At 51.5% G+C, this 18826-nt stretch carries 16 protein-coding genes; 14 read left to right on the forward strand and 2 right to left on the reverse strand.

The window, feature by feature from the left end; genetic code table 11:
* Positions 1–46 precede the first annotated feature (46 nt).
* From arsB to NMD08_RS05100, 3 genes are all read left to right on the forward strand, one after another.
* A complete protein-coding gene (gene arsB, locus NMD08_RS05090; RefSeq protein ID WP_370619671.1) occupies positions 47–1336 on the forward strand; it encodes an arsenite efflux transporter membrane subunit ArsB in 1290 nt (429 codons plus the stop codon).
* 12 nt (positions 1337–1348) lie between these two features.
* The gene (gene arsC, locus NMD08_RS05095; RefSeq protein WP_151224297.1) at positions 1349–1774 is read left to right on the forward strand and encodes a glutaredoxin-dependent arsenate reductase; all 426 of its coding nucleotides are present in this window, start codon (positions 1349–1351) and stop codon (positions 1772–1774) included.
* A 392-nt stretch (positions 1775–2166) separates the two neighbouring features.
* Positions 2167–2883: a YebC/PmpR family DNA-binding transcriptional regulator gene (locus tag NMD08_RS05100; RefSeq protein WP_151224296.1), complete on the forward strand. Its 717-nt coding sequence runs from the start codon at positions 2167–2169 to the stop codon at positions 2881–2883.
* Positions 2884–3047: 164 nt separating this feature from the next.
* Here the strand turns inward: NMD08_RS05100 and NMD08_RS05105 are convergent, their stop codons facing one another.
* Positions 3048–3566 (reverse strand): GNAT family N-acetyltransferase, encoded by a 519-nt coding sequence (locus tag NMD08_RS05105; protein WP_286538396.1) that lies wholly within the window; start codon positions 3564–3566, stop codon positions 3048–3050.
* Between the two features lie 828 nt (positions 3567–4394).
* Here NMD08_RS05105 and pgaA point away from each other — a divergent pair.
* From pgaA to NMD08_RS05135, 6 genes are all read left to right on the forward strand, one after another.
* A complete protein-coding gene (gene pgaA, locus NMD08_RS05110) occupies positions 4395–6857 on the forward strand; it encodes a poly-beta-1,6 N-acetyl-D-glucosamine export porin PgaA (protein WP_370619674.1) in 2463 nt (820 codons plus the stop codon).
* A gap of 9 nt (positions 6858–6866) precedes the next feature.
* A complete protein-coding gene (gene pgaB / locus NMD08_RS05115; protein WP_286538392.1) occupies positions 6867–8888 on the forward strand; it encodes a poly-beta-1,6-N-acetyl-D-glucosamine N-deacetylase PgaB in 2022 nt (673 codons plus the stop codon).
* A complete protein-coding gene (gene pgaC / locus NMD08_RS05120; RefSeq protein ID WP_151218307.1) occupies positions 8885–10219 on the forward strand; it encodes a poly-beta-1,6-N-acetyl-D-glucosamine synthase in 1335 nt (444 codons plus the stop codon). The genes pgaB and pgaC overlap by 4 nt, the downstream gene beginning before the upstream one ends.
* The gene (gene pgaD, locus NMD08_RS05125; RefSeq protein WP_151224294.1) at positions 10216–10722 is read left to right on the forward strand and encodes a poly-beta-1,6-N-acetyl-D-glucosamine biosynthesis protein PgaD; all 507 of its coding nucleotides are present in this window, start codon (positions 10216–10218) and stop codon (positions 10720–10722) included. The genes pgaC and pgaD overlap by 4 nt, the downstream gene beginning before the upstream one ends.
* Positions 10723–10804: 82 nt before the next feature.
* Positions 10805–11035, forward strand: a complete 231-nt coding sequence (yjdI, locus tag NMD08_RS05130) for a 4Fe-4S mono-cluster protein YjdI (protein WP_151218306.1) — start codon at positions 10805–10807, stop codon at positions 11033–11035.
* 11 nt (positions 11036–11046) lie between these two features.
* Positions 11047–11319, forward strand: a complete 273-nt coding sequence (locus NMD08_RS05135) for a GNAT family N-acetyltransferase (RefSeq protein ID WP_016157396.1) — start codon at positions 11047–11049, stop codon at positions 11317–11319.
* A 40-nt stretch (positions 11320–11359) separates the two neighbouring features.
* On the opposite strand, the gene NMD08_RS05140 is transcribed toward NMD08_RS05135, so the two are convergent.
* Entirely contained in the window at positions 11360–12289 is a 930-nt protein-coding gene (locus NMD08_RS05140) for a LysR substrate-binding domain-containing protein (RefSeq protein ID WP_151218305.1), read from the reverse strand.
* Positions 12290–12680: 391 nt separating this feature from the next.
* Here NMD08_RS05140 and NMD08_RS05145 point away from each other — a divergent pair, with 391 nt between their 5' ends.
* The 5 genes from NMD08_RS05145 (at position 12681) to NMD08_RS05165 (ending at position 18812) form a co-directional block, all read left to right on the forward strand.
* Positions 12681–13286 carry an ankyrin repeat domain-containing protein gene (locus tag NMD08_RS05145; protein ID WP_151218304.1) on the forward strand — a complete coding sequence of 202 codons (606 nt, stop codon included), beginning with the start codon at positions 12681–12683 and terminating at the stop codon, positions 13284–13286.
* An 84-nt stretch (positions 13287–13370) separates the two neighbouring features.
* A complete protein-coding gene (locus NMD08_RS05150) occupies positions 13371–14201 on the forward strand; it encodes a DUF2877 domain-containing protein (protein ID WP_187253159.1) in 831 nt (276 codons plus the stop codon).
* Positions 14179–15726, forward strand: a complete 1548-nt coding sequence (gene fdrA, locus NMD08_RS05155) for an acyl-CoA synthetase FdrA (RefSeq protein WP_151224291.1) — start codon at positions 14179–14181, stop codon at positions 15724–15726. The genes NMD08_RS05150 and fdrA overlap by 23 nt, the downstream gene beginning before the upstream one ends.
* The gene (locus NMD08_RS05160) at positions 15726–17141 is read left to right on the forward strand and encodes a DUF1116 domain-containing protein (protein WP_151218301.1); all 1416 of its coding nucleotides are present in this window, start codon (positions 15726–15728) and stop codon (positions 17139–17141) included. The genes fdrA and NMD08_RS05160 overlap by 1 nt, the downstream gene beginning before the upstream one ends.
* Positions 17142–17261: 120 nt before the next feature.
* Positions 17262–18812, forward strand: coding sequence for a xanthine permease (locus tag NMD08_RS05165; protein ID WP_286538377.1), 1551 nt, complete (start codon positions 17262–17264; stop codon positions 18810–18812).
* Positions 18813–18826 lie beyond the last annotated feature (14 nt).

The raw sequence follows: 18826 nt of genomic DNA on the forward strand, positions 1-18826 counted from the left end.
TTTTTGGTTAATGCAGGGCGGCAACGTCGCCCTGTCAGGAGGTTTTATGTTACTGGCAGGCGCTATTTTTGTCCTGACCATTGTTTTGGTTATCTGGCAGCCGAAGGGATTAGGGATCGGCTGGAGCGCTACGCTGGGGGCGGTACTGGCGTTGATTTCTGGCGTTGTCCATTTAGGCGATATCCCGGTGGTTTGGAATATCGTCTGGAACGCGACGGCAACGTTTATAGCTGTGATTATTATCAGCCTGCTGCTCGATGAATCCGGCTTTTTCGAATGGGCTGCGCTGCACGTTTCTCGTTGGGGTAATGGTCGTGGACGTTTGCTCTTTACGTATATCGTTCTGCTTGGTGCAGCGGTGGCGGCACTGTTTGCTAACGATGGCGCGGCATTAATACTGACACCCATCGTTATTGCCATGCTGCTGGCATTAGGATTCAGTAAAGGCACGACACTGGCATTCGTCATGGCTGCCGGGTTTATTGCCGATACGGCCAGCCTGCCGCTTATCGTGTCGAACCTGGTGAATATCGTCTCGGCGGATTTCTTTGGTCTGGGATTCACCGAATATGCGTCGGTAATGGTGCCGGTGGATATTGCAGCCATTGTTGCCACACTGGTTATGCTGCATCTTTTCTTCCGCAAGGATATTCCACCGACTTACGACCTGGCACTCCTGAAAGCACCGGCAAAAGCGATTAAAGATCTGGCAACCTTCAGAACCGGCTGGATAGTGTTGATCCTTCTTCTGGTTGGCTTTTTCGTCCTCGAGCCGCTGGGTATTCCCGTTAGCGCGATTGCGGCGGTTGGGGCTGTGATCCTGTTTGCGGTGGCGAAGCGAGGCCATGCCATTGACACCGGTAAAGTGTTACGTGGTGCGCCCTGGCAGATTGTTATCTTCTCGCTGGGGATGTATCTGGTGGTCTATGGCCTGCGCAACGCCGGGCTAACGGAATACCTCTCTTCTGTACTGAACGTACTGGCGGATAAAGGTCTCTGGGCTGCGACGTTGGGTACTGGCTTCCTGACGGCTTTCCTGTCTTCCATCATGAACAACATGCCTACCGTGCTGGTTGGTGCGCTCTCTATTGATGGCAGCACCGCAACCGGTGTTATCAAAGAGGCGATGGTCTACGCCAACGTGATTGGCTGCGATCTGGGCCCGAAAATTACACCTATTGGTAGCCTGGCAACGCTGCTCTGGCTACATGTACTTTCACAGAAGAACATGACCATCACCTGGGGATACTATTTCCGCACCGGGATCATCATGACTCTACCTGTGCTGTTTGTAACGCTGGCCGCGCTGGCGATACGTCTCTCTTTCACTTTGTAATGAGATCCTGAAATGAACAACATCACCATTTATCACAACCCGGCCTGCGGTACGTCGCGTAATACATTGGAGATGATCCGCAATAGCGGTACTGAACCAACCGTTATTTATTACCTTGAGACTCCACCATCGCGCGATGAGCTGGTCAAACTTATTGCAGATATGGCGATCTCGGTACGGGCACTGCTGCGTAAAAATGTTGAGCCTTATGAACAACTTGGTCTTGCCGAAGATAACTTCACTGACGACCAGTTAATTGACTTTATGCTGCAGCATCCGATCCTGATTAACCGTCCCATCGTGGTGACACCGCTGGGAACGAAACTGTGCCGTCCTTCTGAAGTTGTTCTGGATATCCTTCCAGAAGCCCAGAAAGGGGCTTTCGCTAAGGAAGATGGCGAGAAAGTCGTTGATGAAGCAGGTAAACGAGTGCGATAGCAATAGGATAATAAATGCTCTGGTTTTAAGCGTAAATCAGAGCAAATTTCTACTATGATAGAAATTATATTCTGGTGATGTTCAGATGATTTGAATGGTCTGGATAGCATTTATTTTGTTTTTCAACGTTCTATACCTTAATAGTAGTAAATTATATTTTTAGAGAAAACTTGCGTAAAAGTCTATTATGATTTTTATCCGTATTTAGCACTTTGATCATCAACCTTCCAACAACAATTACTATTGTTAAAATTAAAGTAACATCTCGTAAGTTTTTAATGTTTTTATTTCTCATGGACGAAGATTTCAACACCATGGTATAATATGGCGGGAAAACATACAGGTTAATAACTTGTCAGTAATGTAAATAAATTTTCGAGGGGATTATTCCAGTGGGACGTAAATGGGCCAACATTGTTGCAAAAAAAACCGCTAAAGACGGTGCAACGTCTAACGTATATGCAAAATTCGGTGTAGAAATCTATGCTGCTGCTAAACAAGGTGAACCAGACCCAGAATCAAACTCAGCTTTAAAATTCGTTATTGAACGTGCGAAACAAGCCCAGGTTCCAAAGCACGTAATTGATAAAGCCATTGATAAAGCTAAAGGCGGCAGCGATGAAACGTTTGTGCAAGGGCGTTATGAAGGCTTTGGACCCAATGGCTCAATGATTATTGCTGAAACGCTGACTTCCAATGTTAACCGTACCATTGCTAATGTTCGCAACATTTTCAATAAAAAAGGTGGGAATATCGGCGCGACAGGTTCTGTCAGCTATATGTTCGACAATACTGGCGTGATTGTTTTTGAAGGAACAGACCCTGACCGTATTTTTGAAATTTTGCTTGAAGCTGAAGTTGAAGTGCGCGATGTAACCGAAGAAGAAGGAAATATCGTTATTTATACTGAGTCTACAGATCTTCACAAAGGAATTGCAGCACTAAAAGCAGCTGGCATTACCGAATTCTCTACAACAGAATTAGAAATGATTGCTCAATCAGAAATTGAGCTTTCACCAGAAGATTTAGAAATCTTTGCAGGACTTGTTGATGCCCTTGAAGATGACGATGATGTCCAAAAAGTATATCATAACGTTGCAAATCTCTAATTTTAAATTAAAAGAGTCTGCCATTATGGCAGACTCTTTTAATCTCAATATTTGTTATAAAAAGGTATAGCCAACCAGATACACCTGGAACGGCTTTAAGCAAGCTGATTCCCGGCGTAGTATCACCAGAATAATCAACTACTATCATTCTTCCGTCAGGCTCGCTATCCGCCAGGCTGGTGGATACCTTCACCCAGGCTGCGTTGAAGTAAAACCGTGTCGAGCCAGCGTCCATGTTTGAAGCCAATGTTCTTCAGCGTGCCGATTTCCGTGAACCCAGCCTGCTGATGGACCTTCAGCGAACCCTGATTATTGCTATCACCGACGATGGCAATCAACTGCCGGTAACCCTGCGTTTCGGCCCAGTCAATGACATGGCTTAGCAACGCTTTTCCTGCCCCCTGGCGCTGTGCTGTCGGGTCAATGTAAATCGAATCTTCGAGGGTATAGCGGTAGGCATAACGCTCACGGTAGCGGGTGAGATAGCAATACCCGATGACCTTTTCTTCTTGTAGCACGACCACCCACGGCAATCCCTGGCTGCGGATTTTTTCCAGGCGTGCCTGCATTTCGCGCAAATCCGGTGGGTCTGTTTCAAAGCTGCCTGTACCGTGAATAACATGATGGGCGTAAATATCGCGTATGGCGGGGATATGCTTTTCTTCTGCGTTAACGATTTTCATTGACCAGCTCCCATTGGCATCTTTATCCAGATTACCTGAAAGTCAGGAGGAGAGGGTAAGTGCAAAAAATTATGCTTCTATTTGCTTTTTCAATGTAAATAGTCTTATAGATTGTAGGGAATAAAAATCGATTGCGGTTGATGCTGTCAATAATACGCAAGGTTGGTAAATACAATAACGAGCAAAACCATGTACAACTCTTCGCGCGCGTATTCTGCCGGATATCAAAATACTAATTATGGTAGGTTTCAATCATGAGTTAAGAAGTTATTTGATTTCATTGCATTTTTACTGTACTTAGTCCTGCAAGTGACTGTACCTGTATTTTCATTTCATTGACTATGTCTGCTACTTAAAATTAAGTTATATTGTCTACATTGTTGTCTTTACTGTTATCGGAGTCATTATTATCAGAATTTTCTCTATCCGCACATAATAGTTACCGTGCAAACAGTTGCGCAGTGTAGCTATGCTAACCAGCAATAGTTATCATCGTCACAAGGCTTCGTTTCGCAAACTTAATCTAAATCCAGTATTCAATACCAGGTGGATTAGGATAATTTGACCTAAAATACTTTTTTTGCCCAAGAGTATTCTTGTTGCGTAGAAACAACAGGCACTGAATGATAAAATCCCTGGGTTTATACCTCCTTTCCTAGGATTAGAGGATGGGGTGTGGATAGTCAATAAGACGAAAGAATTAATTGCTTCATAACCCTATTACGAAATAAGCGGCAGTGCATCTTACATGGTCGACAACTGTCAGTGAATGACCGTAACTTATTGAAAACGCTTATTTTTACTATGATGTAAGATATAAGGGCAGATATGTTAAGTATGCGTCGACATGCCAATTTTATTAAACGTTTAAAGTCTGTTAGCTGTTTATTTACGGCAAGCGTACTTTTCCCGATGCAAATCTCCGCAGCGGTATCTGATTATGACGATTTGGTTATTAAAGCTCGGGGAGGTAATAGTGCACCGTTATTGCATTATCTTGAGGATCAGGGAAAGAAAAGCGCGCTAACGCCAAATCAGGTTGCCGACTGGCTGCAGGTTTCCGGTTGGGTTGATAACAACGATAAAACCACCATTGAAATCTGGCTGCAGTATCGTGCGCAGATGGATGTGCCTGCACGAGGGAAAGTTGCTGCCGCGCGCGCGTATCGTAATCTGAAGAACTGGAATGATTCGTTAGCGGTGTGGAATAGCGTTTTACAGGAAGAGCCTGACAACGTTGATGTACGTACCGGCTGGATAATGACGTTAGCGGATGCTCGCTACAATCAGCAAGCGCTTACTGAAGCGAACAAATGGGCGCAGGCGCATCCGGGGGCTGATTCCGACGCGCTACTTGCCTATGTATATCACTCTCAGGGGAAAAATTGGGACGCGCTGTTGGTTGCCAGCCAGGCGGATGACGTTGAGCCGGGCAACAAAAATGCGCAAGCTACGCTGCTGTCTGCGCTGTCAGCAAACCGCGTTTCCGGACCCGCTTTAAATATGGCGGAAGTCGTACCCACGGCGGATCCTGTAAAGCGTCGCCTTGAGCTCGATGCGGCCGCCGAAATGGTGCGTTCTTCCTATACCTCCGCACGTAATGAAGAAGAACGATTCATCGTGGCGGACAAAGCGCTGGCCCGTTATGACCAGTTGCTGACGGCCTGGAAGGATGAACCGTCCGCACAGAATGATGTTCGTCGGGCGAGAATTGACCGCATGGGCGCCCTTCTGGTACGTAAACGAACTTCTGAAGTGATTAAGGAATACGAATCACTGTCTGCGAGCGGCGAAGTGCCAAACTATGCTAAACGCTGGGTAGCATCGGCATGGTTAAGTGAACGCCAGCCGGAAAAAACCGAAGCGATGCTGATGAGCATCTACTACCCCAATGGACCGATTCCTGTGACGCCGCTCGGTCCTGAGGATCAGCAGGATCTGTTCTACGCCCATATTGATAACGAAAACTTTGATGCTGCTAAAAAACAGGTCGAAAACTTAATCAAAGAGAGTCCGTACCTGCGACGCATCTATGGTTCGCCAACGCCGCAGCCGAACGATAACTGGCTGCTCGGGCAGTCGCTGCTGACGCAATACCATATCGCTGCTAATGAACTACCAGAGGCAGAAAAGCTCTCAGAGCATCTGGCGCGAACCGGCTCTGGTAACCAGGGGCTGCGCATATCCTATGCCTCTGTTCTTGAAGCACGTGGCTTGCCGCATGCGGCAGAGAAAGAGCTGAAGCTGGCGGAAGTGATCGAGCCAAGCAACCTTGAGCTGGAGCGTCAACAGGCTTACGTGGCATTGGATCTCCAGGAGTGGAAGCAGGCCGATGAACTAACGGATGACGTTATCGCCCGTAGCCCGGATGATGAAGCGACTCTGCGCCTCGCGCGTATTCGTGATGTTCACAAAATGTCGGAAGTGCGCATTAGCGGCACGCAGGGGATTTCGTCCGATAGCCCAGTCAGCGGTAAGAATGATTTCAACATCAATACGGCTATTTACAGCCCGCCAATTAACGACAACTGGCGACTGTTTACCGGATTCAACTTTGCTACCGGTGAATTTGAAGAAGGGAAGGGAATCAGCCGCGATCTGGCGGCTGGCGCAGAATGGACTTCCCGTGATTACTGGGCGGAAATGGAAGTGTCTGGCCGAAATTATGGCGATGGTCAGAAGATTGGTGGCCGTCTTTCCGGCTGGCATGACTTCAATGACAACTGGCGCGTAGGCGGTTCGGCCGAGCGCTTATCGCGTAATACGCCACTGCGTGCGCTGCGTAGCGGCGTGTATGCCAACGGCGGAGATATGTTTGTCCGCTGGTATCAAAACGAACGACGTGAATATCAACTGTCGTTTGCCGCCTCACATTTCTCGGACGGTAACGATCGTATCGAATACGGACTCAGCGGAAAAGAGCGCATCTGGACGACGCCGCGCTTCACGCTGGACTTTACTCCGGGCATCGGCGGGAGCACCAACACCAAAGAAAATGTGCCGTATTACAACCCGAAGAGTGATTTTTCCGTGGTACCCGGTCTGAGCGCTGAGCAGGTTCTTTACCGCCACTATGACACAGTGTGGACGCAGCAAGGCCTGGCTGGCGTGGGCGGCTATTGGCAGCAAGGCCAGGACGCAGGCGCTATTGTTCAGGTGGGATACGGACAACGACTCAAATGGAACAACGTCGTAGATGGCGGGGTGATGCTGATTTGGGATAAACGCCCCTACGACGGTAAACGTGAGCGGAATATCTCCCTCGCTTTCGATTTAAATGTCAGGTTTTAAGGATTGTTCATGCTGAAAAGATGCCTGTGGCTTAGCGCATTAATCGCTGGCTGGTTGATGATTACCGCGTGCAGTAGTGCGCACAATACAACGCCTCGTTATGTTCCTCCCGCAGAGAGAACGCCGCTGACGGCTGATCATCCATGGCCAAAAAATAGCTTCCTGGTACTGGGTTATCACGATGTTGAAGATGGCGCAGCGGATCAGCGCTATCTTTCTGTGCGCACCAGCGCATTGAGCGACCAAATGGCCTGGCTGCGTGATAATGGCTATAACCCGATCAGCGTGCAGCAAATCCTGGACGCCCATGACGGTAAAATCGTACTGCCGGAAAAGGCTGTACTGCTCACCTTTGATGACGGATACAGCAGTTTTTATACCCGAGTCTGGCCGCTGCTGAAAGCCTACAACTGGCCTGCACTCTGGGCGCCGGTAGGCAGTTGGGTCGATGCGCCAGCCAATAAAAAAGTCGATTTTGGCGGCTTAATGACCGCGCGCGATAAATTCGCCACCTGGAAGATGGTCGAAGAGATGGGCAAATCGCCGCTGGTAGAAATTGGTGCGCATACCTGGGCGTCGCATTTCGGTGGTGATGCCAACCCGCAGGGGAGTAAAGAACCGGCGGTGGCGAATCGTCTTTACGATAAGAAAACAGGAACTTACGAAACGGATGAGCAGTATACGCGGCGCATTAATACCGATATTTCACTGATCACCAATAAGATTAAATCGGTGACAGGGAAATCGCCGCGCGCGTGGGTGTGGCCTTATGGTGCGGCCAGTGGCACAACCTTAAATCTGACCAAAGAACATGGCTACAAGATGGCCTTCACGCTCAACGAAGGGTTGGCGAATGCCGCGTTTCTTGATGACATCCCGCGCGTGCTGATCTCTGATAATCCCTCTCTAAAGCGCTTTGCAAGTCAGGTCGCTCAGGTGCGTGAACCGCAGACGATGCGTGTGATGCATGTGGATCTGGATTACGTGTATGACAAAGACCCGGCCCAGCAGAAGCGCAACATCGATAAGCTGATCCAGCGCGTTTATGACATGCGCATTTCTCACGTTTTCCTGCAGGCGTATGCCGACCCTAAAGGTGACGGGAATATTCGCGAGCTTTATTTCCCTAACCGCTGGCTGCCGATGCGCGCCGACCTGTTTAACTATATTTCCTGGCAATTACAAACGCGGGCAGGGGTGACGGTATATGCCTGGATGCCGGTTCTGGCTTTCGATCTCGACGCTTCTATTCCACGTGTAACCGCATGGGATCCGAAAACGGGACGTACTGCTATCAATCGCGAGAACTATGTCCGCCTTTCACCCTGGAGCGGCGAAGCGCGTCAGCGCATCACTGAAATCTATGAAGACCTGGCGAAACACGCAAGCTTCAAAGGAATCTTGTTCCACGATGATGCTTTCCTGACGGACTTTGAAGACGCGTCACCGGAGGCGTTAGCCGCCTACCGCGCCGCAGGGCTTCCGGGAAGTATTGAGCAAATCCGTAGCAACCCTCAGACCTTTGAGCGCTGGACGCGCCTGAAAAGTAAGATGCTGATCGACTTCACCAAACAACTGACCCAGTCGGTGCGTAATATTCGCGGTCCGCAGGTGCAAACTGCGCGCAATATTTACGCGATGCCGGTACTGGAGCCGGAGAGTGAGGCCTGGTTTGCGCAGAACCTGAATGATTTCCTCAATACCTATGACTGGACGGCACCCATGGCGATGCCATATATGGAGCAAATCCCGGCCAATGATGCCAACGCCTGGCTCGACAGATTAGTGAATGCTGTTGCACAAACGCCCGGCGCGCTGGACAAAACCGTGTTTGAACTGCAGGCACGAGACTGGCGTAAATCCGGGGACGAGGCAGAAATCAGCGGAAAACAAATCGCCGAATGGATGCGCCAGCTGAAATTAAGCGGTGCAGGTAACTACGGCTATTACCCGGATGATTTCATCAGCGACAAACCTGAGATGTCAGAGATTCGCTCGACGTTCTCCTCATACTGGTACCCGCAAAAATGACCGATCGCATAATTGCTTTCCTGATACTTTGCCTGATGTTCAGCCTGCCGTTTGGCGTGGCTGTCATTTTTACAGGTGAAATGATGTTGAACTTCGTCTTCTTCTGGCCCTTGTTCATGTCTGCACTGTGGATAAGCGGCGGAGCCTATTTCTGGTTTTACCGTGAGCGTCACTGGAAATGGGGAGATAATACACCGCCACCGACCCTGGAAGGGAATCCGCTGGTTTCCATTCTAATCCCCTGTTTTAACGAAGGGATTAATGCGCGTGAAACCATTGGTGCTGCGATGGCGCAGCGATATAAAAATATTGAAGTGATTGCCATCAACGATGGTTCGACGGACGATACATACGAGGTTCTGGAACAGCTGGCCGTGGAATATCCAAGCCTGCGCGTGATTCATCTGGCTGAAAACCAGGGTAAAGCGCTGGCGTTGAAGACCGGTGCGGCAGCGGCGCGCAGTGATTACCTGGTTTGTATTGACGGTGATGCATTACTGGATCGCGATGCCGTCGCCTATATTGTGGCTCCGCTAATCCAGTTCCCGCGCGTCGGTGCGGTGACCGGGAATCCACGTATTCGTACCCGCTCCACGTTAATTGGCCGTGTGCAGGTCGGTGAGTTCTCTTCCATTATCGGCTTGATTAAACGTACGCAGCGAGTCTATGGGCAGATCTTTACCGTTTCCGGCGTGGTGGCGGCGTTTCGTCGCCGCGCGCTGGCGGAGGTCGGTTACTGGAGCCCGGACATGATCACCGAAGATATCGACATCAGTTGGAAGCTGCAATTGCGCCACTGGTCGATATTCTTTGAGCCACGCGCACTGTGCTGGATCCTGATGCCTGAAACGTTAAAAGGACTATGGAAGCAGCGTCTGCGTTGGGCGCAAGGCGGCGCGGAGGTATTTATCGTGAACATGCGCCGCCTGTGGTCGTGGGAGTTTCGTCGCATGTGGCCGTTGTTTTTCGAGTTCTGTTTTTCTACCGCGTGGTCGTTCGCTTACGCGATCAGTATCGTGCTGTTCCTGCTAGGGTTGATGATCCCGATGCCGGACTCACTGTACGTGCAGCATCTGTTCCCGCCAGCCTTTACCGGACTTATCCTTGGCGTGGTCTGCTTAATACAGTTTGCGGTAAGTCTGATCATCGAACGACGCTATGAAAAAGGCATTGGCGCCTCGTTGTTCTGGATTATCTGGTTCCCGGTGGTGTACTGGATGCTAAGTCTTTTCACCACGCTGGTGGCGTTTCCGAAAGTGATGCTCAAACGCAAACGCGGCAGGGCGCGCTGGGTGAGTCCTGACCGTGGCATTGGGAGGATCGAGTCATGAATCAGCCACTGATCTTTACCGAACAGCGTTTTCTGCCAAGGGCGATCGACGTGCTGTTGACGCTGGTTGCCTGGATTGGGTTTATTTACCTGATTTATAAAGGGCTGATCACGGCGCTGACGCACTCGCCCTATATGGGCGTACGACCCTTTTTCACCACGCTGGATACGGTGACGTTTTATATCCTTGTTGCTCTGGTGAATGGCCTGGTGCTGATTGGCTGGGCGAAGTACAACCAGTTTCGCTTCCGGGTGGAACGCCGCAGCCGTAGACCAGGACTGGAAGACCATGAACTGGCGGAAAGTTTACGCATTACCCGTGAGCTGGTGACAGAACTGAACAAGGCGAGAGTGCTGACGGTTCACCATTATGAAAGTGGTGAGATCAGTCATATCGATGTGGACAGGGATATCGCCGATAACCGTCTGCCGCCGCCGACGCCTGCGATGCTGGAGTATTTGCCGCCAGAGCGGGAGCCGTCGTTGCAGAAAAGATCTGAGTGATATTTCTGCTTTCAGCGACCTCCTTCAGCCTCGCATCGGTCTATGATTAGACCCAGACAATAAAAAAATGTGAGGCAATGTCGTGGATAAAGAACTACTGAGTGCAGGTTATCGGGCCTATACCGGCGAGAAGATTGACGTCTACTTCAATACGACGATATGTCAGCATTCGGGAAACTGCGTGCGGGGAAGCGCAAAGCTTTTTAACCTGAAGCGTAAACCGTGGATCATCCCGGATGAAGTGGATGTCGCGACGGTGATTAAGGTCATTGATACCTGCCCGAGCGGTGCGCTGAAATATCGCCAGAAATAAGTGAGGGAACCATGGAGATTCTTGCAGGCCACAATAAGTTTTATGTGAATGATGCTGAGGGCAATCAGGTCGCCGAGATTGTCTTTGTGCCGACAGGTGAGCATTTGAGCATCATTGAGCATACCGATGTCGATCCCAGCCTTAAAGGTCAGGGGGTCGGCAAACTGCTGGTGGCGAAAGTGGTGGAGAAAATGCGCGCTGAAAACCGCAAAGTGATTCCGCTGTGCCCGTTTGCCAAACATGAGTTTGATAAGACCCGCGAGTACGACGATATTCGCGCTTGATTATCACACGAGCGCCGGAACGCATCCCCCATCCGGCGCATCACTCCCGATGTAGCAAATCCTGATAAATTCCCGTCAGCACTCCGCTTGGGCCAAATTCCTTTTTAATCCACTGAGTCACTCGACCGGTTGCCGAATGCTGGGTCGCCAGCAGCATCCGTGAGTCCTGACGCGGGTTGTGGATCTGCCGCGTGACCAGCAACGACTTTTCCATCGCCTCGCGCACCATATAGTCCGGCAGAAAACCGATACCCTCACCCAGAATCTGGCACTGGCATTTGGTATTAAAATCGGGAACCAGGATCGACTCCTGTCCGTGTAACAGCCAGCCGACCTTTTTGTTAATGGTGTGCGCGGTGTCTTCCACCATGATGTTCGGGTACAGGCGCAGCTGGCTCTCAGAGATGGGTTCAGGCATAAAGGCCAGCGGATGATCCGGTGCGATCGCAAACGACCAACGGATTGCGCCGATCTCGGTGTAATCAATCCCTCCGCCGTCCAGTAACGTATCGGGCGCACCGATGGCGATGTTGGCGAGGTTGTTGATGATCGAATCCCAGACGCCGTTATACACCTCGGTGGTGACGGTTATCTGGCAGGTTGGAAACTGTTTCTTAAGTACCTGCAGCAGCCGTGCGGTATGCTGCGGGGTGTAGAGCAACTGGTTAATGCAGATGCGCACCCGAGCCTCGATGCCCTGGGCGATGGTATCAATGCTGCGCTTGATGGCGTGGAAATCGTTCAGCAGATCTGTCGCCTTACGGAACAAGTAGCGCCCGGACTCGGTCAGCTCAATGCTGCGAGTACTGCGGGTAAACAGTACCACGTCCAGCCCTGTCTCCATTCGCTTGATGGTGTAGCTAATGGCGGAGGTGGTTAAACCCAGCTCCTCAGCGGCCTTGCTGAAACTGCTGTAGCGCGCCGCCATGGTGAACGCCAGCAGGTTCTCCTCGGTAAAAATTGAATTCATCCTCTCTCCTCCCAGGCCTCAAGGCTACCGCCCCCATACGATGATTGTTGAATGTATTTGTAATCCTTATACAGAGCAATCAGTTTTGAACAGAATTTAACACCAGTTTTACATTTGATTTGAAGGCAATCACACTTCTGTCCTTTAGTTGTAGGCCGCTATCTGCGCAGCATGCCGCTTTTTAACCTGGATGACTGATTAGCGCGTAAAAGAACGTCAGCCATAAGGGAAAGATTGCACTACAGCACGTTTTACTCTCATTATTAAATTGTGTTCAACAATCGCCTCGCTAACGATGAATGAAATTTAAGCGGATATTATTCTTATCACTCTGTTGCTATTCTCAGCTTATCGAAATTTTAAAAGCCTTAAAAACTGCAGGAGAGGGACTATGTCAGAGAAAGAACTCATTACTGAATTTTTGCTGGCGGCAGAGCAGGGCAATGCACAGGGATTAAAATCCTGTCTGGCAAAAAATGTGGATATTAATGCCACTAACCGCCAGGGGCGTACCGCCATAATTATCGCCAGTCTGAATAAACATTACGACTGTGTTTCTTTATTGATTGCCGCAGGTGCTGATATTAATAAACAAGATCAAACCTGCTTTAATCCATTCTTGATTAGCTGCCTGACGAATGACTTAACGCTACTGCGTTTGGTATTACCGGCTAACCCCGATCTTAATTGCCTGAGCCGTTTTGGCGGTGTGGGTATTACGCCTGCCAGTGAAAAAGGCCATGTGGACATCGTGCGTGAACTGCTGCTGCGGACCGACATCAATGTTAATCACACCAACTTTGTCGGCTGGACGCCGCTGCTGGAAGCCATCGTGCTGAATGATGGCGGTGCGAAGCAGCAGGAGATCGTCAAGCTGCTGCTCGACCATGGTGCGAATCCGCACATGACGGATAAATACGGTAAATCCCCGCTGGAATTGGCGCGGGAGAAAGGTTACCACGAAATTGCCGAGCTGCTGATTGCGGCCGGAGCCTGACCGAGGAGCGCCACTATCGCTACGCCATCACGGCGATGTGTACGGGCGTTAACCGCAGACGGCGCGTTTCTCGCTTTCCGGGGAATCGCACGGGTTGAACAGGTTTTTTCCCGCGCAGTAAACCTGTTAATACCTGAACAGCAGCAACTGCTGACGTTACTGAGTGAAGATTGTGATAACGCGCCTAACAGCTGTCGGCTGGCGCTGACGCATTGTGAAGACCTGTTTCACTCTGGTGAATGGGTCAGTTTTTCCGAGTCGGGGATAGCCGTTGGCAACGATAAATGGATAGAAACCTCCGGTTGTCTGCGGTGGCGCATACCACGGTGGACGCCAGATACAGTAAGCCTCGCTGCAGTCTACTGGCAGCGCTGGGAAGGGGTTATCCGCCAACAGCTAACAAGCGACGACACATTATTTCTGTACCAGGGTGATAACCCGTTTTATCAGGAAATCACCCGTCAATTACTCAATCGCCGACAAAGATTACTGACGGCGTTGCATACAGGAGAAAATATCTCTACAGCGGTCAGTTATTTAATTGGTCTGGGGATTGGTCTGACGCCTTCATCTGATGATTATTTAGTGGGCTTAAGCACTATTCTATTTATTCCTGGACATCCGCTGAGGAAATATCGTGAAGATTTTTTAGCGGCCTTACAATGTGCCGGAAATAATACGACGCTACTCAGCAAAATAACGCTGCAGGAAGCTTTTCATCAACGTTTTCGGGAAAGCGTTGGGCGGCTGGTAAAACATATTATTACTGAGCAACACCCCGTTTCTACACAATATATTATTGACATTAAAAATATTGGCTCAAGTTCTGGCTGCGACATGCTGTATGGCATGGCGGATGCCTGTGCCCTGAGCTACAGGTCCGGAGGGAATTATGTCGATCAGGATAGTTGTTAAAAAGAATACGTATTTTGATTCTGTCTCACTGATGTCTATCTCTACACGCGCAAATAAGCTCGATGGCGTTGAGCAGGCGTTCGTAGCTATGGCGACAGAAATGAATAAGGGCGTGCTGAAGAATCTTGGCTTGCTCACGCCTGAGCTGGAAGAGGCGAAAAGTGGCGATCTGATGATTGTCATTAAAGGTGCCAGCGAAGCGGCGAACGACCAGACGCTGGTGGCGATTGAAGAACTGTTTACGCATAAAGAGCAGGGCGGCCAGCATGAAGCGCGCTATGCCACGCTCGCCAGCGCGAAGAAACATGTTCCTGACAGCAACCTGGCGGTGATCTCGGTCAATGGACTGTTTGCTGCGCGTGAAGCGCGTCAGGCGCTGCAAAATAACCTCAACGTGATGCTGTTCTCTGACAACGTCTCTCTTGAGGACGAGCTGGCACTCAAGCAGCTGGCGCATGAAAAAGGGCTGTTGATGATGGGGCCAGACTGCGGAACCGCCATTATTAACGGCGCGGCGTTGTGTTTTGGCAACGCGGTGCGTCGCGGCAACATCGGAATTGTCGGTGCGTCTGGTACCGGAAGTCAGGAACTGAGCGTACGCATTCACGAGTTTGGCGGCGGGATTTCCCAACTGATTGGTACCGGTGGACGCGATCTGAGTGAAAAGATTGGCGGCCTGATGATGCTTGACGCGATTGGCATGCTGGAGGCTGATCCGCAAACGGAGATCATTGCGCTGATCTCCAAACCGCCTGCGCCAGCGGTGGCGCGCAAGGTGCTGGAACGCGCGCGCGCTTGCCATAAGCCCGTTGTGGTGTGTTTCCTTGGGCGTGAAGCCGCTCCTGCGGATGAAAAAGGCCTGCTGTTTGCACGCGGCACCAAAGAAGCGGCGCTGAAAGCGGTGCTGCTGACCGGCGTTAAAAAAGAGAGTTTGGATCTACATCCGCTCAACTGGCCGCTGATTGAAGAGGTCCGCGCCCGTCTGACCCCGCAGCAAAAGTATATTCGCGGCTTGTTCTGCGGTGGCACGCTGTGCGATGAGGCGATGTTTGCCGCCATGGAAAAACACGCGGAAGTTTACAGCAACATTCATCCGGATCCGGCGTTCCGCCTGCAAGATCTCAACCGCAGCGTCGGGCATACCTTCCTCGATTTCGGTGATGATGATTTCACCAACGGTAAACCGCACCCGATGATCGATCCCACCAACCGCATTAGTCGTCTGTTGCAGGAAGCGCGCGATCCTGAAGTCGGCGTGATCGTGATGGACTTCGTGCTTGGATTTGGAGCGCATGAAGATCCGGTCGGTGTGATGCTCGACGCGATCGTTGAAGCCAAAGCGATCGCTGCCGCAGACGACCGTCCGCTGGAGATCCTCGGCTACGTGTTGGGCACCTCCCTCGATACGCCGTCACTGGAAAAACAGTGCCAGATGCTGACCGATGCTGGCGTCATCTGGGCGAGCAGTAGCACCAACACCGGATTGCTGGCGCGTGAATTTATCTGTAAAGGGGAGGAAGCCTGATGAGCCAGACACTGTTTAACCAGCCGCTGAATGTGATTAATGTCGGCATCGCGATGTTCAGCGATGACCTGAAAAAGCAGAACGTACCCGTGACTCAGCTCGACTGGACACCGCCGGGGCAGGGCAACATGCAGGTAGTGGCCGCCCTGGACGAGATTGCCGATTCGCCGCTGGCAGACAAAATCGCTGCCGCTAACCAGCAGGCGCTGGAACGTATTATCCAGTCGCATCCGGTGCTTATTGGCTATGACCAGGCAATCAATGTCGTGCCGGGGATGACCCGCAACACCATCCTGCACGCCGGACCGCCGATCCGCTGGGAAAAAATGTGCGGCGCAATGAAGGGCGCGGTAACCGGGGCGTTGGTGTTTGAAGGCCTGGCGAAAGATCTGGATGAAGCCGCCGAGCTTGCCGCCTCCGGCGAAATTATCTTCTCTCCATGCCACGAGCATGACTGCGTTGGTTCTATGGCGGGTGTGACGTCGGCGTCGATGTTTATGCACATCGTAGAGAACAAAACCTACGGCAACCGCGCATATACCAATATGAGCGAGCAGATGGCGAAGATCCTGCGCATGGGAGCGAACGATCAGAGCGTTATCGATCGTCTGAACTGGATGCGTGATGTGATGGGACCGATGTTGCGCGATGCCATGAAGCTGGCGGGAGAAATCGATCTGCGCCTGATGTTGGCACAGGCGCTGCACATGGGCGATGAGTGTCATAACCGCAACAACGCCGGGACGGCGCTGCTGATTCAGGCGCTGACACCGTGGATTATTCAGACCGGTTATCCGGTTGAGCAGCAGCGTGAGGTGTTCGAATTCGTCCTTAGCAGCGATTACTTCTCCGGGCCGACCTGGATGGCAATGTGTAAAGCGGCAATGGACGCCGCCCACGGTATTGAATACAGCACCGTGGTGACGACGATGGCGCGTAACGGCGTTGAGTTCGGTCTGCGCGTCAGCGGGTTGCCGGGGCAATGGTTTACCGGTCCGGCGCAACAGGTGATAGGTCCGATGTTTGCGGGCTATAAGCCGGAAGATTCCGGTCGTGATATCGGCGATAGCGCGATTACCGAAACCTACGGCATTGGCGGTTTTGCCATGGCGACGGCACCGGCTATCGTGGCGCTGGTGGGGGGAACGGTCGAAGAGGCGGTCGATTTCTCTCGCCAGATGCGCGAAATCACCCTCGGTGAAAACCCCAACGTCACGATTCCGCTGCTGGGTTTTATGGGGGTACCGACCGCGATAGATATTACACGCGTAGGCAGCACCGGTATTTTGCCGGTGATTAACACCGCAATTGCGCACAAAGACGCAGGGATCGGCATGATCGGCGCCGGAATAGTCCACCCGCCGTTCGCCTGTTTTGAAAAGGCGATCCTCAACTGGCGTGACCGCTACTGCTAATAACAACAATCGGGGCTAACGGCGTTAGCCCCACAGTAGCAAAGCGCAAAACGTTGCTTACCTGCAGGGCTGGGCGATCCCTGAGATCGCAAACGATGCTTAACCTGTGAAGGATATTCCATGAACAGCATAAAACTAGAATGGAAACGTGGTGACTGGGCGGCTTACTTCGGGCTGATGACCAACAACCTGACTAACCTGCTGACAATGATGGGGCTGCTCATTTTTGTCGTCGGGATCCCTACCGAAATTGTGTATGGGCGCATTGCGCCTGCCTTTGGTCTGGCGGTACTGGTGGCCAGTGTCTGCTATGCCTGGTTTGGCCTGCAGATGGCAAAGCACACAGGGCGTAATGACGTGACGGCACTGCCGTCCGGACCGAGCGCACCGTCAATCTTTACCGTCACCTTCCTGGTACTGATGCCGGTTTATCAGCAAACCAAAGATGCCAACTTCGCGATCCAAATCGCGCTGGTGTGGTGTTTTGTCGAAGCGTTGATCCTGGTGGGCGGCTCCTTCCTGGGCGAGACCATCCGCAAGATGATCCCGCGTACGGTACTGCTTTCTTGTCTGTCCGGCCTGGGATTGCTGCTACTGGCGATGAACCCGATGCTGCAGGCATTTGAAGCGCCGACCGTCTCTTTCATCGTCTTGTTACTGATCTTCATTAACTGGTTCGGTAAGAAGCCGATTTTTGCCCGCATTCCTACCGGCTTACTGCTGCTAATTGCCGGTACGGCCCTGGCGTGGATCTCCGGTTTGCAAAGCCCGGAAGCGATTAAATCCTCGATGTCTTCCTTTGGCTTCAACCCGCCGGAAATTCATGTCGACAGCTTCCTGCAAGGTTTGCCGCACGCGCTGCCGTATCTGGCCTCTGCGGTCCCTTTGGGTCTGGCGAACTACATTTTTGACCTCGAGAACATTGAAAGCGCACATGCGGCAGGTGATGAGTACAACACCCGCAAGGTGATGATGGCGAACGGTTTCGCCTCCATGCTTGGCTGCATGCTGGGCAACCCGTTCCCGGTGACCGTGTATGTTGGGCATGCGGGCTGGAAAGCGATGGGCGCCAGCATCGGCTATACCTTGGCATCTGGTATCACCATGTTCCTGGTGCCGCTGTTTGGCCTTGGCGCGTTTATGCTCGCCATTATTCCGATGACCGCGATCGTGCCGATTCTGGTGTTTATCGGCGTAGTGACCGCCAATCAGGTGGTGCGAGAAACGCCCAAAGTCGAGGTTCCCGTGATCTTCATCTGCCTGTTCCCGTGGATCGCTAACTGGGCGCTAACCATCGTCAACAGCGTGATGGGCGCTGCCGGAACATCTGCGGGGAAACTGGGGAGCGATCTGCTGCACAGCAAAGGTGTCTATTACGACGGACTGGTGCATCTGGGTAGCGGCGCGCCGCTGGCCAGTATGCTGTGGGGCTGCGTCGCTATCTTCGCCATTATGAATAAGCCGTTACGCGGGTCGATCGCCGCAGCCTTTGGGGCACTGTTATCGCTGTTTGGCGTGATCCACTCCCCGGCGGTTGGCTTTGCTGAAGGCAGCTCGATGATGTTTGTTGTGGCCTACCTGATGATGAGCGGCATGTTTGTCCTCAAGCATGTTCTTGATAGCCGTGAAGCGGTGACTGCGCCTGAGCAGGAACCGTCAAAAACGACCTGAATCGCCTGTAAGCG

The organism is Citrobacter meridianamericanus (genome assembly GCF_041320245.1).
Lineage (GTDB): Bacteria > Pseudomonadota > Gammaproteobacteria > Enterobacterales > Enterobacteriaceae > Citrobacter > Citrobacter meridianamericanus.

Coding starts and splice junctions, on each gene's coding strand:
- arsB (WP_370619671.1), top strand. CDS start 47: ATGTTACTGGCAGGCGCTATTTTTGTCCTGACCATTGTTTTGGTTATC.
- arsC (WP_151224297.1), top strand. CDS start 1,349: ATGAACAACATCACCATTTATCACAACCCGGCCTGCGGTACGTCGCGT.
- NMD08_RS05105 (WP_286538396.1), bottom strand. CDS start 3,566: ATGAAAATCGTTAACGCAGAAGAAAAGCATATCCCCGCCATACGCGAT.
- pgaA (WP_370619674.1), top strand. CDS start 4,395: ATGTTAAGTATGCGTCGACATGCCAATTTTATTAAACGTTTAAAGTCT.
- pgaB (WP_286538392.1), top strand. CDS start 6,867: ATGCTGAAAAGATGCCTGTGGCTTAGCGCATTAATCGCTGGCTGGTTG.
- pgaC (WP_151218307.1), top strand. CDS start 8,885: ATGACCGATCGCATAATTGCTTTCCTGATACTTTGCCTGATGTTCAGC.
- pgaD (WP_151224294.1), top strand. CDS start 10,216: ATGAATCAGCCACTGATCTTTACCGAACAGCGTTTTCTGCCAAGGGCG.
- NMD08_RS05135 (WP_016157396.1), top strand. CDS start 11,047: ATGGAGATTCTTGCAGGCCACAATAAGTTTTATGTGAATGATGCTGAG.
- NMD08_RS05140 (WP_151218305.1), bottom strand. CDS start 12,289: ATGAATTCAATTTTTACCGAGGAGAACCTGCTGGCGTTCACCATGGCG.
- NMD08_RS05145 (WP_151218304.1), top strand. CDS start 12,681: ATGTCAGAGAAAGAACTCATTACTGAATTTTTGCTGGCGGCAGAGCAG.
- fdrA (WP_151224291.1), top strand. CDS start 14,179: ATGTCGATCAGGATAGTTGTTAAAAAGAATACGTATTTTGATTCTGTC.
- NMD08_RS05160 (WP_151218301.1), top strand. CDS start 15,726: ATGAGCCAGACACTGTTTAACCAGCCGCTGAATGTGATTAATGTCGGC.
- NMD08_RS05165 (WP_286538377.1), top strand. CDS start 17,262: ATGAACAGCATAAAACTAGAATGGAAACGTGGTGACTGGGCGGCTTAC.